10 protein-coding genes and 3 pseudogenes are annotated in these 16,215 nt (G+C 61.3%); 6 read left to right on the top strand and 7 right to left on the bottom strand.

The annotated features are described in order from the left end of the window. Nucleotides 1–2: 2 nt before the first annotated feature. Nucleotides 3–1,280 carry a ribulose-bisphosphate carboxylase large subunit family protein gene (locus LDZ21_RS30690; protein ID WP_244798020.1) on the bottom strand — a complete coding sequence of 426 codons (1,278 nt, stop codon included), beginning with the start codon at nucleotides 1,278–1,280 and terminating at the stop codon, nucleotides 3–5. A 291-nt stretch (nucleotides 1,281–1,571) separates the two neighbouring features. Here LDZ21_RS30690 and LDZ21_RS30685 point away from each other — a divergent pair, with 291 nt between their 5' ends. Beyond that, nucleotides 1,572–2,459, top strand: a complete 888-nt coding sequence (locus tag LDZ21_RS30685) for a LysR substrate-binding domain-containing protein (RefSeq protein ID WP_244798019.1) — start codon at nucleotides 1,572–1,574, stop codon at nucleotides 2,457–2,459. Nucleotides 2,460–2,487: 28 nt separating this feature from the next. On the opposite strand, the gene LDZ21_RS30680 is transcribed toward LDZ21_RS30685, so the two are convergent. Continuing rightward, on the bottom strand, nucleotides 2,488–3,246 hold the full coding sequence (locus tag LDZ21_RS30680) for an SDR family NAD(P)-dependent oxidoreductase (RefSeq protein ID WP_244798018.1): 759 nt from the start codon (nucleotides 3,244–3,246) through the stop codon (nucleotides 2,488–2,490). A 240-nt stretch (nucleotides 3,247–3,486) separates the two neighbouring features. Between LDZ21_RS30680 and LDZ21_RS30675 the strand changes: the two genes are divergently transcribed. From LDZ21_RS30675 to LDZ21_RS30665, 3 genes and pseudogenes are all read left to right on the top strand, one after another. Then, nucleotides 3,487–3,759 (top strand): transcriptional regulator, encoded by a 273-nt coding sequence (locus tag LDZ21_RS30675; protein ID WP_244798017.1) that lies wholly within the window; start codon nucleotides 3,487–3,489, stop codon nucleotides 3,757–3,759. 50 nt (nucleotides 3,760–3,809) lie between these two features. After that, a pseudogene (locus tag LDZ21_RS30670) lies at nucleotides 3,810–4,021 on the top strand (FlhC family transcriptional regulator); the annotation flags it as partial. A gap of 14 nt (nucleotides 4,022–4,035) precedes the next feature. Further along, a pseudogene (locus LDZ21_RS30665) lies at nucleotides 4,036–4,179 on the top strand (type II toxin-antitoxin system antitoxin DNA ADP-ribosyl glycohydrolase DarG); the annotation flags it as partial. A gap of 8 nt (nucleotides 4,180–4,187) precedes the next feature. On the opposite strand, the pseudogene LDZ21_RS30660 reads toward LDZ21_RS30665, so the two are convergent. Then, nucleotides 4,188–5,006: pseudogene (locus LDZ21_RS30660) on the bottom strand (IS5 family transposase). Nucleotides 5,007–6,133: 1,127 nt separating this feature from the next. Then, on the bottom strand, nucleotides 6,134–7,153 hold the full coding sequence (locus LDZ21_RS30655; RefSeq protein WP_244798016.1) for a chemotaxis protein CheB: 1,020 nt from the start codon (nucleotides 7,151–7,153) through the stop codon (nucleotides 6,134–6,136). Between LDZ21_RS30655 and LDZ21_RS30650 the strand changes: the two genes are divergently transcribed. Together LDZ21_RS30650 and LDZ21_RS30645 are read left to right on the top strand one after the other, a co-directional pair. Beyond that, nucleotides 7,136–7,720 carry a response regulator gene (locus tag LDZ21_RS30650; RefSeq protein ID WP_244798015.1) on the top strand — a complete coding sequence of 195 codons (585 nt, stop codon included), beginning with the start codon at nucleotides 7,136–7,138 and terminating at the stop codon, nucleotides 7,718–7,720. The genes LDZ21_RS30655 and LDZ21_RS30650 overlap by 18 nt on opposite strands. Nucleotides 7,721–7,833: 113 nt before the next feature. After that, entirely contained in the window at nucleotides 7,834–11,952 is a 4,119-nt protein-coding gene (locus LDZ21_RS30645) for a CheR family methyltransferase (RefSeq protein WP_244798014.1), read from the top strand. A 140-nt stretch (nucleotides 11,953–12,092) separates the two neighbouring features. Here the strand turns inward: LDZ21_RS30645 and LDZ21_RS30640 are convergent, their stop codons facing one another. From LDZ21_RS30640 to LDZ21_RS30630, 3 genes are all read right to left on the bottom strand, one after another. Then, nucleotides 12,093–13,115, bottom strand: coding sequence for an IS30 family transposase (locus LDZ21_RS30640; RefSeq protein WP_244798013.1), 1,023 nt, complete (start codon nucleotides 13,113–13,115; stop codon nucleotides 12,093–12,095). Between the two features lie 521 nt (nucleotides 13,116–13,636). Continuing rightward, a complete protein-coding gene (locus tag LDZ21_RS30635; RefSeq protein WP_244798012.1) occupies nucleotides 13,637–14,884 on the bottom strand; it encodes an enolase C-terminal domain-like protein in 1,248 nt (415 codons plus the stop codon). A 3-nt stretch (nucleotides 14,885–14,887) separates the two neighbouring features. Next, entirely contained in the window at nucleotides 14,888–16,207 is a 1,320-nt protein-coding gene (locus tag LDZ21_RS30630) for an MFS transporter (protein ID WP_244798011.1), read from the bottom strand. Between the last annotated feature and the right edge of the window lie 8 nt (nucleotides 16,208–16,215).

The raw sequence follows: 16,215 nt of genomic DNA, 5'->3' as shown, positions 1-16,215 counted from the left end.
GGTCAGATCGCCTTGAAGTGGGCCAGCGCGGCGCCGAGCGCGGGATGCGTCTGTGCGTAGGTATCGAGGTCGATGCCTTCCGTCGCCGCTTCCCAGCCTTCGCGCATGCTCGCGACGCCCGCCGGAATGCCCTGCGGATGCCCGATGATGCCGCCGCCCGCGAGGTGCATCAGATCGATCGAGCCGAGCGCGTTGAAAAGATCTGGCGCCTGCGACGCCCATTGCCCCGACGAGAACACCGGCATGAGCGGCTGCACGCCCGCAAACGGCGCGAGGCATGAACGCGCCGAATCGATCACCGATGCATCCGGCTCCCAGAACTTGCCTCGCACGCCATTCACATGCAGATGATCGACGCCCGCGAGCCGCCACAACTTCTGATACGCGGCGAACGAAAAGCCGAGCTGCGGGCAGCGCGTGAACGCGCCCCAGCCGTTGCGGTGGCCGTGCAGCGGCAGTTGCGAATGACGGCGCACATGCTCGACGCCCGCGAAGCCGACCCAGTTCACGCACACCATGATGCAGGTGCCGCCGGCGGCGAGCACCTGATCGTGACGGCGCAGCATCTCGTCGATGGTGCCCGAGATGTTGATCGCGTACATCGGCATGCGTCCCATGCGGTCGGCGTGGCGATGCAGCACCGGAATTACGGCCGCGAGACGCGCGTCGAAGCTCGCGTAGGACGGGTCGCCGAGCAGTTCGTCGTCCTTAATGAAATCGATGTCGGCGCCGCAGAGATCGTCGACGATCTGCGCGGTCTGCTCCGGCAACAGGCCGATACTCGGCTTCACGATCGTGCCGATCAGCGGACGACCGTGCACGCCGGTCACGCGCCGCGTGCCCTCGATGCCGAACGCGGGGCCGGGAAAGCGCGCCGCATAGTCGTCGGGCAGGTCGATGTCGAGCAGCCTGAGGCCGGTGATTTCGCCCAGCTCGAACAGATTGCCCGCGATGGTCGAGAGCAACTGGGGCAAGTTCGCGCCCACATTCTCGACCGGAAAAGCGATTTCGAGTTCACCGCGATAGTAGAGCGGCGCAGGTTCGCGGCGCTCGACGAACGCGCTGCGCAGGGAAGGCTCCAGTACCGGCGGCAGCGAATCGACCCGCACCACGCGGGCACGGGCGCGCTCCTTCAGTTCATCGGTTTCGCCGGGCAGCGCGAGAAAGGTGCCGCTCGACTGTTCACCGGCGATGACTTCCGCGGCTTTCGCCAGCGGCACCGAGCTTTCCACGAAGTAACGTACTGTGAATTCCGCGCGGGGGCGAGGGCTTTTGGACATGTTGATGGTTTTACCTTGCGGCTGGCGCGAACGGAATGGAGTGCGCCGTTTGTCTCCGGTATCTCTACTGTCTGGCGCGCACGAGAAGGCGAGGAACGCTTCTGCATGCGCGTTTCCGAGCGACTATAAGATTGACGCTCCAAAGCTTCAACCGATATGATTTCCGCGCGCGATGCGAAAAACTCACATTAGCCGTAGCGCGCGTTCTGGCCTGAGATCCCGGCCTGGCCATCCTGCCGCGCCGGCGCACCCAAGCTGGCGCGAGCGCTCCGTCTGCGAGGAAATTGACGCGTGCCCCGTCCTTCACTTAATGCGCTGCGCGCGTTCGAAGCCACCGCGCGGCTACGCAGCTTCGGCGAAGCGGCGTCTGAACTGTCGGTCACGCACGGCGCGATCAGCCGTCATATCCGCTCGCTCGAAGACAATCTGGGCGTTCTGCTGCTGTTGCGCAACGCTCACGCCACCGAGCCGACACCGGAAGGCGCACGGCTCGCCGAAGGCCTGTCCCGCGCATTCAACCTAATTCAGGCGAGCATCGATCAAGTGCGGCCCGGGCCGCTCACGCTGTCGTGCTCGGCGTCGATCATGATGTACTGGCTTCTGCCGCGCCTGTCCAGGCTGCATCGAAAAGAACCGCAACTCGAGGTAGGTTTTCACACCGGCTATGGAGAAGTTGACTTCGCGCGCGACCACATCAGCGTGGCGATCCGGCTGTCCACCATCAAGCCGCCGAAGGATGTCGAGCCGAAGCCGCTCGTCGACGAATGGATTGGCGTGGTCTGCTCGCCCGAATACATGCGCACGACGCGCATCACCACTGCGGAAGATCTCGAACGCGCACGGTTGCTCGCCACCGCCACACGCCCCGCTGCATGGGACAACTGGTATGAAGCGAGCCGCCTGTCGCCCGCGCATCGTCCGGCCGTCGCCGAATCCTTCGAGCATTTCTATTTGCAGATCCAGGCCGCGAAATGCGGTCTCGGCGTAGCGGCGGTGCCGCGCATCCTGGTGCGCGACGAACTGGATTCCGGCACGCTGGTCGCGCCGTTTGGCTTCGTAAAGGGGCCGCGCAAGCTCGTGCTGTGGGTCGCGCCGCATTTGGAAGCCCGGCCGCAGTCAGTGGCGCTCGTCGGCTGGCTCAAGGATGAACTGCTGGGCACCGAAGGCGCGGCAGCATGAGGCGGCGAAGGCGGTCTAGCCTTGAGTTTCACATCGCCCCGCCGCCGTCGGCGTTATAGACGCCGCCCGTCACGAACGATGCCTGCGGCGACGCCAGGAACGCCACCACTTCCGCGATTTCGACCGGCTGCGCGCCACGGCCCATCGGCGTGGCGGCGTAGATCGAATCGATGAACCGTTCTGGCTTGGTCGCCAGTTGGCGGCGCACGAAATCGGTCAGCGTGAAGGACGGCGCGACCGCGTTCACGCGAATGCCAGACTTCGCGAATTCGCGCGCGAGCGATTTCGTCATCGCGAGGAGGGCGCCCTTCGACGTCGCATACGCGGCGGTGCCGAGAAGTCCACCGCCCTTGATCCCCGCGATCGAGCTGAGATTGACGATCGAGCCGCTTTTCTGCGTCAGCATCTGACGAATCGCTTGCTGGCAGCACAGCCACGTGCCCGTCGTGTTGACCTCGACCACGCGGCGAAACTCTTCCGGTGTGATGTCGAGAAACGGCTTCGCGCTTTCGATTCCCGCGCTGTTGACCAGCACGTCCAGCCGTCCCCACTTCGCGACGACCGCTTCGACCATAGCTTTCACACTGGTTTCATCAGCGACGTCGACCGTCAGGGGTATCGCTTCGAAGCCGCTCGCGCGGATTGCTTCAGCGGTGTCGAGCGCGGCCGGCCCGCGCAGATCGGCAATGGCAACGCGATAGCCGCGGCTCGCCAATAGTTGCGCAGTGGACTGACCGATGCCGCTGGCTGCACCGGTGATGATTGCAACGGGTGTCTCGTTCGTCATTGTTGTGATCGTGGTGTTCGTCAGATGGACGGCGCGGCCGTGTGGGCGGGAGAACAGGCGGCGAGTGCGCCGGCTCAAACAAAAATATAAACCGCTGGCACCGGTGGCATCAAACGAAAACATCTCAGCGGGCGCGGAGAAAAAGTCACCAGAGACGCGCCGGGCGGCGCCAAGAAAGGTGTTAATCCGCTCCTCTATTTGCGGACGGCGCCGCTAAGCTGATCGACCGGAGCGAACAATTTGCTCGCCGCAGGCTACGTATCGATCATCCGCGGCCGCATCTCAGCTATTCGAGGGCCGGCTTGGCGCCTTCAGGCAGGACTCAATTCAACGAGCCGTTCCGGCATGTTGTTCCGCGCCAGCGCCATTTTCGAATTCAAGGGGTGCAAGGCGTCGCAACTGCTGTGCTTCTTCCCGCTGAGCGCGGACGCGATGCTGGCTGGCCTCGCCGGTCGCAGCAACGAAGCTGCCGTCGCGGTGGCCGTCTCGAACGACATTCGTTTGGCGGCCTGACCACGACCACGACCACGCCTTCGGGAGGCCTTGCTGACGATGCCGCCCAGCTGCTGCGCGCGGTCATACTGATCAAGCTCGGCGCCGCATGCAGGTGCTCGAATATGAGTTTCCAAAGCTCTCGCGCGACCGCCTGATTCGTCTTTATCGCGAAGTGACGGGCGGATCACCGCCTAAAGGCATGCTCCCTTTTTCGGAGGACTGGTATCTGACGTGGGGGCCAAATATCCATAGTTCGATGTTTGCCAACGTCCATGCGTTCGACTTATTCAACTCGCCGACGCTTACCTTAGCGCGCTAGAAGAAACCGCGTCGCTGATTGATGGATTCGAATCCCCGTTTGGTCTCGAACTGCTCGCGTCGCTGGACTGGTTGCTTGCACGCGAGGGTCGCACGGTAAGCGTGGAGAGCATCCGTAAAAGGCCAGTTCAAAAAGCGCGCTCCGTTCGGCTGAAGATATTCCAGCAGACGAGTGCGCAGGCTAGCTTTAAGAAAGCTTCGTGAATGTCAGCGCGGCGTTCGAAGCGAGTGCGGAGGCGACGGAAACCATGGAGCCAAGAATGAGTCCGTTCCACGACCCAACGGAATTTGCCGAGGCCGCTGCCGTGTTCCGTGCGACGCCTGGCGATAACCGGTTGGATGCCGCGCTCGCGAAGCCGGCGGCGATGCGAGTCAGAATCGTAACCACGGTCGGCGTAGATGACCTTGGGCTTGCGAAGCGGTCGGCCGCGAGTGCCACGAATCGGCGGGATGGCGTCGACCAGCGGAAGCAGTTGGGTGACATCGTTGCGGTTTGCACCGGTCAGAATCGCGCTGACTGGAACGCCGTTGGCGTCTACGAGGATGTGGTGCTTGGAGCCTGGTCGCGCACGATCGGTGGGGTTTGGCCCAGTTTTTGGCCCGCCCCAACGGCTCGCACGGACGATGAATCGACAGCCGCATGTGAGAAGTCGAGCTGGCCCGACTCGCGCAGCTTGTCGAGCAGCAGCCCATGCAATCTGTCCCACACCCCGGCCTGCTGCCAGTCGTGCAACCGACCCCAGCAGGTCGCGCCAGAGCCGAAGCCTAGCCGCGTCGGTAGATGGTTCCAACGGATACCTGTCTTCAGAACGAGCAGGATGCCATTCAATGCTGCACGGTCCGAGACCGGTAGGCGCCCGGGGTAACGCTTGCGTCGCGGTCTGGGGCGCTGGAAGTAGTGGTTCGATCAGTGCCCACAGTTCGTCATCGATGATAGGTGCCGGCATTCCTTGATCCGTTGTTCAGGCATCCAAGGTTAACCGTTTCGAAGAAAAGTAAACAGCCCTTCCGAGCTCTTTTTGAACTGGCCTTTAAGGGTCTTGCCCGTTGGCCGGGTGGTGAATCGGCCGAGCGACGCAAGCACCGGCTATTCGAAGAACGCGCAATTCAGATCGGTCTCACCTAGCTGACCGCAATGGCACACGTAGGACTACTATCCGGAACAACGCCGGTGGTGGGCGCAATTCCCTATTGCGGTTGACGCGAGAGCGTTAGCGCACCGCTTCAGCCGGCGAAGACAAATAATAGTCCCTAGCGCTACTCAGCTTCCAACATTTCGTCGCCGGCCTTGCTGTTCGCTTGACATAAAGGAGTTTAGCGGTTTTCGTTAGTTGTCCTGACGACCTGCGTCGTTCAGCGCCTAACCGGGCGAGCCAGCCGGATAGTCTGAGCACGGGGGAAACGGTCGTTACTATATCCGTGCTGCCACTCGACAGCCGCGAGCCTTCGCCGATCATCGCGAATTGATCCAGGAGTTCGTAGGCATCTAGGTTCACATAGCTTTGAACACTCGCTGCCAAGATGCCGCTGTGAACGCGCGAAAACACGCGCCCTCTGCTCGCAACGCATTGACGGCGGTCGTTCTGGGGGGGTGTCAGCGAAGACGATTAGTTGCGTCTGTTCGACAAACGTCTAGGTGGGAACCTGCCGTGCCGACTTGCTTTGGTCCTAAAACATCGCTAGCCGGCGGCCCAGTGCCGTGACGGCGGACGGTCATCGCCCTCCACCACCGGACTTCCATCTCGCGACGTCACCCAGCAACAGTTCCCTCGTTTCCCAATGGGTGAAATCGACCCGTTGCGGTCCTTCGTGCAGTTTCGGCAAATGTCGCTACTGTGCTCAAAAGCGGCCACAGAGGCGTGCGTGTGCGACGGTGCCAGCAGGTTTTATGTCGAGCGCGGGCTTTGGTGACGCAAGTGTCGTCTCACGTTCGAGGCACCGCCCTGCGAGTTCAATCTGGGCAGTTCTAACGCACCGCGATGCTGCGTATTTGCGCATCTCACGCCCCTGGAGCCGGCGGCAAGGCAGCCACAGGCTTCTCCGCACCGTGCCGCCGGTCTGTCCTCCTTTTGACTCATGACCGGTTATCGTCCGCGCTCGGGTTCGCCATGATGAATTCCCGGAGCGACCGTTCGAGCGTATGGAGCTTTTCAGATAACAGGTGCTCCGATCGCGCGAGCGCGACATCGCCGAGCGTTTCGGCTGCACGAGCCCGACTCGCGGCCAGCGCGGCGCGTTCTTCTGCGCGTCGCACCGACGACCATAGCGCATCTTCCAGTTCCGCCATTTGCGCGGCGTCCAGTGAAGCTTCGGAGAAAGCGTGGCCAGTATGGCAGCGGTACCGCAGGGGCGCCGCATCGCCTACTTGCCACACGACTCCTCCGCAGTCAGGACAGGTGAGCGTGCTGCGCCTGCCCAGTTGATCCAGATCGGCAGGCGACGCGATTCCTGTGAGAGCGATCTGCGTCTCGATTTCGATTGTCCGCTTGTCGACTCTCATAGGCACCTCTCTGTCAGGCTGGTGAACCGCATCGACGATGGCCTGCGCGAGCCTGTCAAGGCACGCCACCGTAGCGGTCGGGACGGCGCGAAGCGCAGATGCAGGCATTGACGGTGCAACGCTGTCTTCCGGCGCCTGCACGATTACACTACCGCCGCAGGCGTGAACCGCGGCAGCGCCCGCCGCCCCGTCGTCAAGGTCGCCAGTCAGCACCACTGCGACGGCGCGAGGGCCGTACTCCACCGCCACCGAGCGGAACAGCGGATCGATTGCGGGACGGGTGAAATTTTCTTTTGGGCCGACGGTGAGCCGTGTCCGGCCGTCATGAACAAGCAGATGTCTGTCGGACGGGGCGACGTAGATTTTCGATGGTTCCAGCGGGACGTTGTCCCGCGCGTGGGCAACCGGCAAAGGACACGTGGACGCAAGCAGCTCGGGCAGAATGCTGCGATGCGCGCCAATGTGCATGACAACCAGCATCGGGACGCTGAAATCGGTCGGCAGTGAAGACAGCAGCGTGCGAAGTGCGGCCAGACCGCCCAACGACGTACCGACAGCGACAACACGGTTGTCGTTATGCTGATCAATCTGCACGAACTGCCTCCCGATCGTTTCGGCACAGGGAACGTCCTGGCCCTTTCAGCTCTGAACTCGGTGGGCCACGATTCGTTCGGTGCTATGCGGGAAGCAAGCGCCGAGCCCAGGAATGGTGCTTGCGTTCGATTCACCCAGCGCATATCTGGGGCAAACATGAAAAGCGGAGTCTGGACCAACAGGAAGGCGTCCCTGCACCGTCCGCTACGGGTCCTGGTCGTCGACGATTACGCGGGTGGAGCTGAAGCCGTTTCGCTTGCACTGTCGCTCGCAGGACACGAGGCCCGCTTTGCAGTGGATGGCGACTCGGCCTTCCGGTGCATCGCATTCTGGACGCCGGACATCGCGGTACTCGACATCAATATGCCGTCGCCCGACGGCTACCAGTTAGCCGCGCTGCTGCGTGCGGCCGACGGTACCGGCGAAGCCGTGCTGATAGCGTTCACCTCAATGGACGAACAGGCAGTACAGCCTCGTGGGGTGGCAGTCGGCTTCGACGCATTCTGTCAGAAAGGTTCAGGAGCCGGCCCTTTACTCGATATCATTGCAAGGATTGCGCCCTTGTAAGCGGGCCATCGCGCTGCCCTGTCCTGGCGCGCTGGTTTTTCAGAAGCATGAGTTGACCGGCCTGAGCGTTTGCCATTAGCCGCACATGCGCGTCAGTCGGTCGGAAGGGGAATATGGCTACGAGTATGCCTCGGAATGAGCAGCGCAAGCCCGCAGGACCGGACTTTGTCGTGGTCGGAATTGGCGCGTCCGCAGGCGGCGTTGAAGCGCTTTTGCGGCTTTTTGAGACTGCGCCAGCCTCGCCGGGCGTCGCATTCGTAGTGGTACTGCACCTGTCGCCGGATCATGCGAGCCACGCACACGAGGTCATTCAAAACGTTACCGCCCTGCGCGTGCGGCAGGTCAGCACCCCGGTGCCGCTTGAAAAAGACAACGTCTATGTCATTCCGCCTGGAAAGTTCCTCTCGATGGTCGATGGACACTTATGCCTGAGCGACCCTGAACCGCCGCGGCTACCGCCCACGAGCATCGACGTGTTTTTTCGCAGTCTGGCCGACGCTCATGGCGCCCGCGCTGTCGCCATCGTCCTGTCGGGTTCAGGGGCAGACGGCTCTGTGGGCATCGCCAGCGTCCGGGAACAGGGTGGTATCACCGTCGCTCAACGTCCGGAAGAAGCGCAGTACGGCGAAATGCCGCGCAACGCGATTGCAACCGGGCACGTGGACCTCGTGTTGCCGGTGACGGACATTATCCCCAGGCTGCTGGAACTGGTGAGAAATGCGCCCAGGATTGCCTTGCCAGCGGCATCCGGGCCGGATGAAGATGCGGGCGGCACCGAGTCACTGATTCCTGATGCGAACGGGATGGATGACGTGCTGGACACGCTGCGTGCGCGCACCCGTCACGATTTTTCCAGTTACAAGCGCGGCACGGTTATGCGTCGCATCGAGCGCCGCATGCAGGTCAACGCGCTCACTTCGGTGACCGCATACAGGAATTTTCTGACTGAGAATGTCGACGAAACGCCGAGACTGCTGGCGGACATGCTGATTGGGGTTACGAACTTCTTTCGCGATCCCGAGGCGTTTGATGCGCTCGAAAAAGCATTGCCGGCGGAGCTTGCCCAAAGTCTTGCAGAACGCGACGAGGTGCGTGCGTGGGTGCCGGCCTGTGCAACCGGGGAAGAGGCTTTCTCGATCGCAATACTTCTGGACGAAGCGGTCCGTCGATTGCCGCGTCGGCCAAGGATAACGGTCTACGCCAGCGATATAGATGAACGCGCGATCGCCATCGCGCGGGCAGCCAGCTATCCTTCGGCCATCACGAACGACCTGTCGCCTGCCCGTCTGGCCCAGTATTTCACCAGGGAGGGAAACCGCTATCGACTGGTCAAATCGCTGCGCGACACCGTTATCTTCGCTGCCCATAATCTGCTGCGCGACCCACCATTCTCGCGCATCGACCTCATTTCCTGCCGCAACCTGCTGATCTACCTCGACCGCCGCGCCCAGAAGCGAGTGCTCGAAGCGTTCCACTTTTCACTGCGTCCCCAGGGTCTGCTCTTCCTCGGCACGGCCGAATCGGCTGACTTCGCCCACGAGCTTTTTTCACCGGTGGACAAGTCCAGGAAGATCTATCGCGTGGTGCCGAACGCCTCAACCAGTGCTTTGCCGACCTACGCCAACATTCAGCAATACCCCTTTGATGGGGGAGGTCAAACCTTCTTCACTTCACCGACGGGCAGCAAAGCGGCTGATGTGGAGGTACCTGACCAGGCACGGTCGTTCGACCTGTTTGGGCCGCCGCTGATTGTCGTGCGAAAGGACGGCACGATTGTCCATCGTTCGGCGAATGCCATCCGACTATCCGAGGATGTGCGACAGGCGCGTGCAGTCAATATCTTTGCGATCGTCCGCGAAGACGCCCATCCTCGTCTCCGGCAGGCCCTCCAGCACTGCATCGAGGCCGGACGGCGCCAGGACGAGGAGGCGCTGCCCTTTTCGACCGCATCGGGCGAGATCGCGGTGGACCTGTCTTTCAGGCCCTACCACGACCCCGCACGGGACGAGCGTCTGATTTCCCTGACATGCGATCTGCTGACGCCTCTGCCAGTGGCCAGTTCAGCAATGAGCGGCGAGCCCGCTGACCAGACGCTGGACTCGCTCAGGCAGGCCCTGGCCGGAAGCGAGGGGCGCGTGCGCAGTTCATTGGAACACGCACAGAAATCGGCCGAAGAGCTTAGAGCGTCTAATGAAGAGCTCCAGGCCATGAACGAAGAACTGCGCTCGGCAACCGAGGAACTGGAAGCGAGTCGCGAGGAATTGCAGTCGCTCAATGAAGAACTGGTCACGGTCAACTCCGAACTCGTGTCAAAGGTCAACGAGGCCGCACGCGTGAGCGATGACCTTAAAAACCTGATTGCTCTGGTTGGCGTTGCAACGGTGTTCGTCGATCGTACGCTCCACATAAAGCGGTACACCTCTCCAGCCGAAGCCCTTTTCAATATTCTGCCGAGCGACACCGGGCGACCGCTTCAGCATCTGACGCACAAGCTCGATTATCCGGAGATGATCGACGATCTGCGCACCGCGTTTGAGTCGCTCACGAAGATCGAAAAGGAAGTACAGAGCAGGGACGGTCGAACCTTTCTCGCCCGGGTGCTTCCCTATCGCACCGACGATGATCGCATCGATGGTGCGGTGCTCGCGCTGATCGACATCACCGGCCAGAAGGCCGCTCAGGCCGAGGCGCGCGTAAGCGAAGAAAAGCTCCAGCTCGCTGCCAGGGAAACCCATGACTTTGCCATTATTGTTCTCGACGATGCGGGGGTGGTCGTCAGCTGGAACGCGGGCGCGAGTCATATTTTCGGCTACAAGGCCGAAGAGATGCTGGGTGGTTCCCTCGACGCGATCTTTACGGGTGACGACCGTAGTGATGGTGTGCCGGCGCGAGAGCGCGGCAAAGCCCGCAGTAAAGGCCGTGCCGAAGACGAGCGGTGGTATGCGACGAAGAGCGGCGAACACGTCTTTTGCAGCGGCTTCCTGAGCCGCATCGATGTGCCCGGGTTTTCGGGCTTTACCAAGATCGTCCACGACGCGACCCAACGCAAACTGGTACAGGGAAGGAAAGATCTTGCGCTGGCGCGGCAGCGCGCCGACTACACCGAAATTCAGAAACTGAGCCGTCTGAAAGATGAGTTCATCGCGGTGCTGTCTCACGAACTAAAAAATCCGCTCAATCTCATCCATATGAAAGCGGAGATCCTCGCCCGTATTCCCGAAGCGCGACACATTGGGCGGGTTCGGGAAGTCGCCGACGCGATCCAGAAGTCGGTCCTGACGCAGGCAAAGATCATCGATGATCTGCTTGACTTTTCGCGGATCCAGACAGGAAAACTTTCCCTGCGTTTTGAACCAACCGATGTGGCAAGCATCGTCCGGTCGATCGCGGAGGCCATACGCGACGATTTCGTGGCAAACAGGATCGACCTGCAGCTGCACGTGCCGGCGAGGCCGGTGTTTATTGCGGCCGATTCAGTTCGCATTGAACAGATCATCTGGAATCTGCTCAGCAATGCGATGAAGTTTACGCCGCCGGGCGGGACAGTCACTGTCCGGCTGCAGCAGGAAGCGGATAAGGTGTGCCTGGAGGTGGCCGACACGGGAGTCGGCATCGCGCCCGGCCTGCTTGAGTCAATCTTTGAGATTTTCCAGCAGGCTCCCAATGTGCCGTCTCGTGCGCGAGCCATGGGACTTGGCATTGGCTTATCCCTGGTGCGCCAGCTTGCCCGTCTGCACGGCGGAACGGTCGAGGCGTTTTCCGAAGGCGAAGGGCGGGGAGCCCGCTTCGTCGTTTCGCTTCCGGCCGAAGCTTCGTTCGCGCATCGGCAGGCCGGCGACAAGCCGGCGGACCTTTCCGTCTTCGCGGGTGCCCGCGTACTGCTGATCGAGGATTCTGAAGAGTCATTGCAGGCAATGGCGGATCTGTTTTCGGTGTACGACGCACGTGTTACGACTTCGGTGAACGCAGCTGAGGCGTTGCAGGCAGCAAAAGCGTCCGACTTCGACTTCATCATCACGGATGTGAACCTGCCCGATCTTGACGGCTATCAGGTCGTGGCACAACTGCGGCAACTGCAGAACTGCTCGGGTGTTCCGATCGTCGCGGTGACCGGCCGACCGGTGGCGCAGGAAGAGACGCGTGCGCGGGATGCTGGCTGCGATGCCTGTCTCGCCAAGCCATTCAACCTGCAGGCGCTGGCTGAGGTTATCCAAAGGGTTCGACCGCGGTAAGGCAGTGAGCACGCTGGAGAAGATGACACTGGAAGCACGGTGACGGGATCGCTAGAAGCGAAGTCGGCCGCAATGGCCATCGAATTTGGGACGCTGTATACAACACTTGGCGGTTTCAAGGTTGAAGCGCAACAGCGAATTTAATGTTTAGAGCCATGAGGTTGAGCTGCGGAAGCGAGTGTGGCGGCAAAGACCTCGAGTGGCGAATGGAAGGCGTGAGTGGCGCGGGGCCTGCTGTTCAGACTGTCGGCAATGGCGTCAAGTTCGTCCTGACTGTAGACCGAAAGGTCGGTGCCTTTGGGCAGATACTGGCGCAGCAGTCCGTTGGTGTTTTCACAAGTGCCGCGTTGCCATGGGCTGTGCGGGTCGCAGAAGTACACCTTCACGCCGGTAGCGGCGGTGAGCTCTGCATGCCGCGACAGTTCTTTGCCTTGGTCGTAGGTGAAGCTCTGCCGCAATGGCTTGGCAATCGAATTGAGTTTGGCAGAGAAGCCTGCCAGCGCGGAAGCAGCCGTGGCATCTTCCATCTTCGCCAGCAGCACCAGGCGGCTGGTCCGTTCCACCAGCACTCCGACTGAAGACGCATTGTTGGCGCCCTTGATGAAGTCACCCTCCCAGTGTCCGGGCAGCAGTCGGTCTTCGATTTCGGGCGGCCGCACATGAATACTGACCATGTCGGGAATCTTTCCGCGTCGGTCTGTACCCCGTGTGCGCGGCATGCGCGTGCTATGGCCGTGGCGCAGGCAGGCGATGAGCTGACGGCGCAGTTCGCCGCGCGGCTGGGCGTAGATGGCCGTGTAGATGGTTTCGTGCGAAACCTGCTGGGTCGGGTCAGTCGGATACATGCGCTTGAGTGTGCCCGATATCTGCTGAGGTGACCATTTCCACTCGAGCAGAGTAAGAACGACGCGCCAGCACACACTCTGCGGGCCGAGCTTTGTGGGACGACGACCCGCACTCCGACGCGCGGCGCTGAGCGCCTCTGCAGGAACGGATGCGTAGCCAGCAGGAGAATGATTTCGCCTCAGCTCACGACTTACCGTGGCTGGCGAGCGGCCGAGTATCCGGGCCATGGCCCGGATACTCGAACCCTGCAAATGCAGGCTGGCAATGGTCGGGCGCTCTTCAGGTTGAAGCTGCTGATACTGAGTTCTTTCGTGCATCGCAACACCTTATACGAAACGGGTGTTGCACTTCAGATTTGAGGCTGCCCTTGAAAACGGAGCAGGCTCGTCGGGCGAATCGTCGTTGCTGCCTTACCGAATGGCGGTTGGCCACTCGTCTACAGGCGTTCGCCGATAGAGTGTGAGGGGCCGTTCATGGCCGGCTGCCGAAGTTTGCCCCGCTGCGGTAGGCGTTCGCGATACCCGTGGCGCGAATTGCCGCACCCGACCCTTAGCTGCCGTTCGACCCAGTGCGAGGGCCATGGCGGGTCGCAAACTGGAGCGGCCATTCGAACGGCGTTTCGATTGGCACGTTGTCGGCCATTGCCGACGTTCGCTGACCGCGCGGGGGACGGCTGTTCAACTCTCAACACCGGCCGTTGATACTACGGTCATCTCGAACGGTGCATCGCCTCCCGACCAACAGGCGAAATCGACCCCTTTCAGCCGTTCGACCAGTCGTAACCGAAGCGTCTCTTACCGAAGTGCAACGGCCGATAGAGCTAAACTTTGCAGCGACGTCAGGGTGTCTGCAACCCCCCGTCCACCAAGCGGGTGTGCGTCCATAGAGTGACATTTTTCTGGCACGGGTACTTCGCCGCCTCGTCCTCGTCGAGATCGACGCCTAGCCCGGGCTTATCGTTGGAATAGACGAAACCGTGCCGAAACTCCGGCAGACCGGGAAACACATCGAGGAGCGCTTCGCGCGGCCCTTTCAGTTCCTGGATCACGAAGTTCGGCGGCTCCGTGCCCGACCACTCCTGCACACCGAAATTGCGCGACGCGAGGTCGATATGAATATTCGCGGCGTGCGCCAGCGGCGACATGTCGCCCGGACCGTGCCAGGCCGTACGCACGCCAAACTGCTCCGCGAAAATCTGCAGCTTGCGCCCCGCCGTGATTCCGCCGATCTGACTCAAGTGGACGCGAATGAAATCAATCAACCGCTCCGTGATTAGGAACCGCCACTCATATGCGTTGTTGAAGAGTTCGCCTTGCGCGAGCGGCGTCGTCGTCTTCGCACGCAACTGCCGCATCCACTCGCCTTCTTCGAGGGCGATGGCATCTTCGAGGAAAAACAGGTCGAACGGCTCGAGCTCCCGTGCAAAGCGAATCGCTTCGACGGGTTTGAGACGCTCGTGCACGTCGTGGCACAACGCGACATCGAACCCGATCTTGCTCCGGATGCCATCGAACAACTTGAGCGTTTCCCGGATGTACTTGCGGCTGTCCAGGTAAATGCCGTCTGCTGCGCCGTTCGGAGCATGCGATGGCGCGGGGCCGAAAGTCCCGCCGCCGTATCCGCCGCTTTGACAACGGATATGTGTGATTCCCTGCTCGCGGTATCGCTGGATGTTGTCGCAAAGTTCGGCGAGATCGCGGCCGTCCGCGTGACGATAGATCGGCACGCCTTCGCGCACCTTGCCGCCGAACAACTGATACAGCGGCATGTTCGCCTGCTTACCCTTGATGTCCCACAACGCCATATCGACACCGGAGATCGCGTTGTTCTCGATCGGCCCATTGCGCCAGTATGCGTTCTGGTGGATGAGCTGCCAGAGCTCTTCGATGGCCTCGGCGTCGCGCCCGATGAGCAACGGCCGCAGATATTCCTCGATCAGGCATTTAACCGCCAGATGGCGATAGGCGAAGGTCGCACATCCAAGCCCATACAGGCCCGGCTGATTCGTTTCCACCCTGACGACGGTCAGGTTGATGCCTTCCGGTGCGGTCAGAATGACCCTGATATCGGTGATGAGCGTTGCCATGTCTTATTTCACGGTAGTCGATGCGACGGAATCGGACTTGATGCGTGTGCCCCCCTTTGGGGTCGCGAAGTGCGTGCTCTGCGCGGGCACAAGCATCATCAGGACGACCGATGCCAGCAGCGCCGCGGCCATGAACACATACGATGCGGAGGGGCTGCCCGTTGCGCCGTTCAGATAACCGACGAGCCACGCGCCGAGGAACGCGCCGAGCGCGCCGCAGGCGTTGATCAGCCCGATTGCGCCGCCAAGCACATTGCTCGGGATCAGTTCGGGGATCAGCGCGAAGAAAGGTCCATACGGGGCATACATCGTCGCGCCTGCGATCACGAGCAGCGTGAACGACAACCAGAAATTCGACGTCCCCACGAGATAAGAACCGACAAACGCGATCATGCCGATCAATAATAAAGGCCACACGAAGAGCTTGCGGTTACGCGTCTTGTCGGACAGGTACGATGCCACCAGCATCAACACGATGGCCGCCAGGTACGGCACCGCGGAAAGCCAGCCGACGGCAACAATATCGATGCTCTTCGACGCCGACTTCAAAATCGACGGCAGCCACATGATGAAGCCGTAAACGCCGATGCTCCATAGCGCGTGAATCGCGCAGCACTTGAGCACGATTGACGAACGGAACGCCGCCTTGTAGTCACGCACCGGCGCGATATGGGCCTGCTCGGACTTGAGGATCGCATCGAAGTCGGCCTTCTCCTTGTCGCTCATCCAAGGGGCATCGGCCGGGCGATCCTTCACCGTGAACCACCAGACGATCGCCCAGAGAATCGCGGGAACGCCTTCGATCACGAACATCTCGCGCCAGCCGAAGTTGCGCACGAGATAACCGGACACGATTGACATCCATAACACCGTGACCGGATTGCCCAGAATGAGGAACGTGTTCGCGCGCGAGCGTTCGGTGCGCGTGAACCATCGGCTGATGTACATGAGCATCGACGGCATCACCGCCGCCTCGACGATGCCGAGTATGAAACGCAGCGCCATCAGCATCGGAATGTTGCTGACCATGCCGGTCGCAGCAGCACATACGCCCCACAAAATAAGGCTGGCGAAGATCAGTTTCTTCACGCTGTTCTTCTGCGCGTAGATCGCGCCGGGCACTTGAAACAGGCAGTATCCGAGGAAGAACAGCGAGCCGATCAGCGATGACGTCGCAGAGGTGATGCCCAGATCCTTGTCGATGCCCGCGGCCGCCGCGAAGCCGTAGTTGGCGCGATCCAGATAAGCGAGGCTGTACGTGATGAAGATGATCGGCATGAGATGCCACCATCTTTGCGGCGCGACGGTCCTGATGTTGTCCATGATGTCTC

The sequence above is a fragment of the Caballeronia grimmiae genome (assembly GCF_022879615.1).
GTDB classification, from domain to species: domain Bacteria; phylum Pseudomonadota; class Gammaproteobacteria; order Burkholderiales; family Burkholderiaceae; genus Caballeronia; species Caballeronia grimmiae.
Note: the sequence above shows the minus strand (reverse complement) of the source record. Positions and strands in the feature narration are given on the sequence as shown.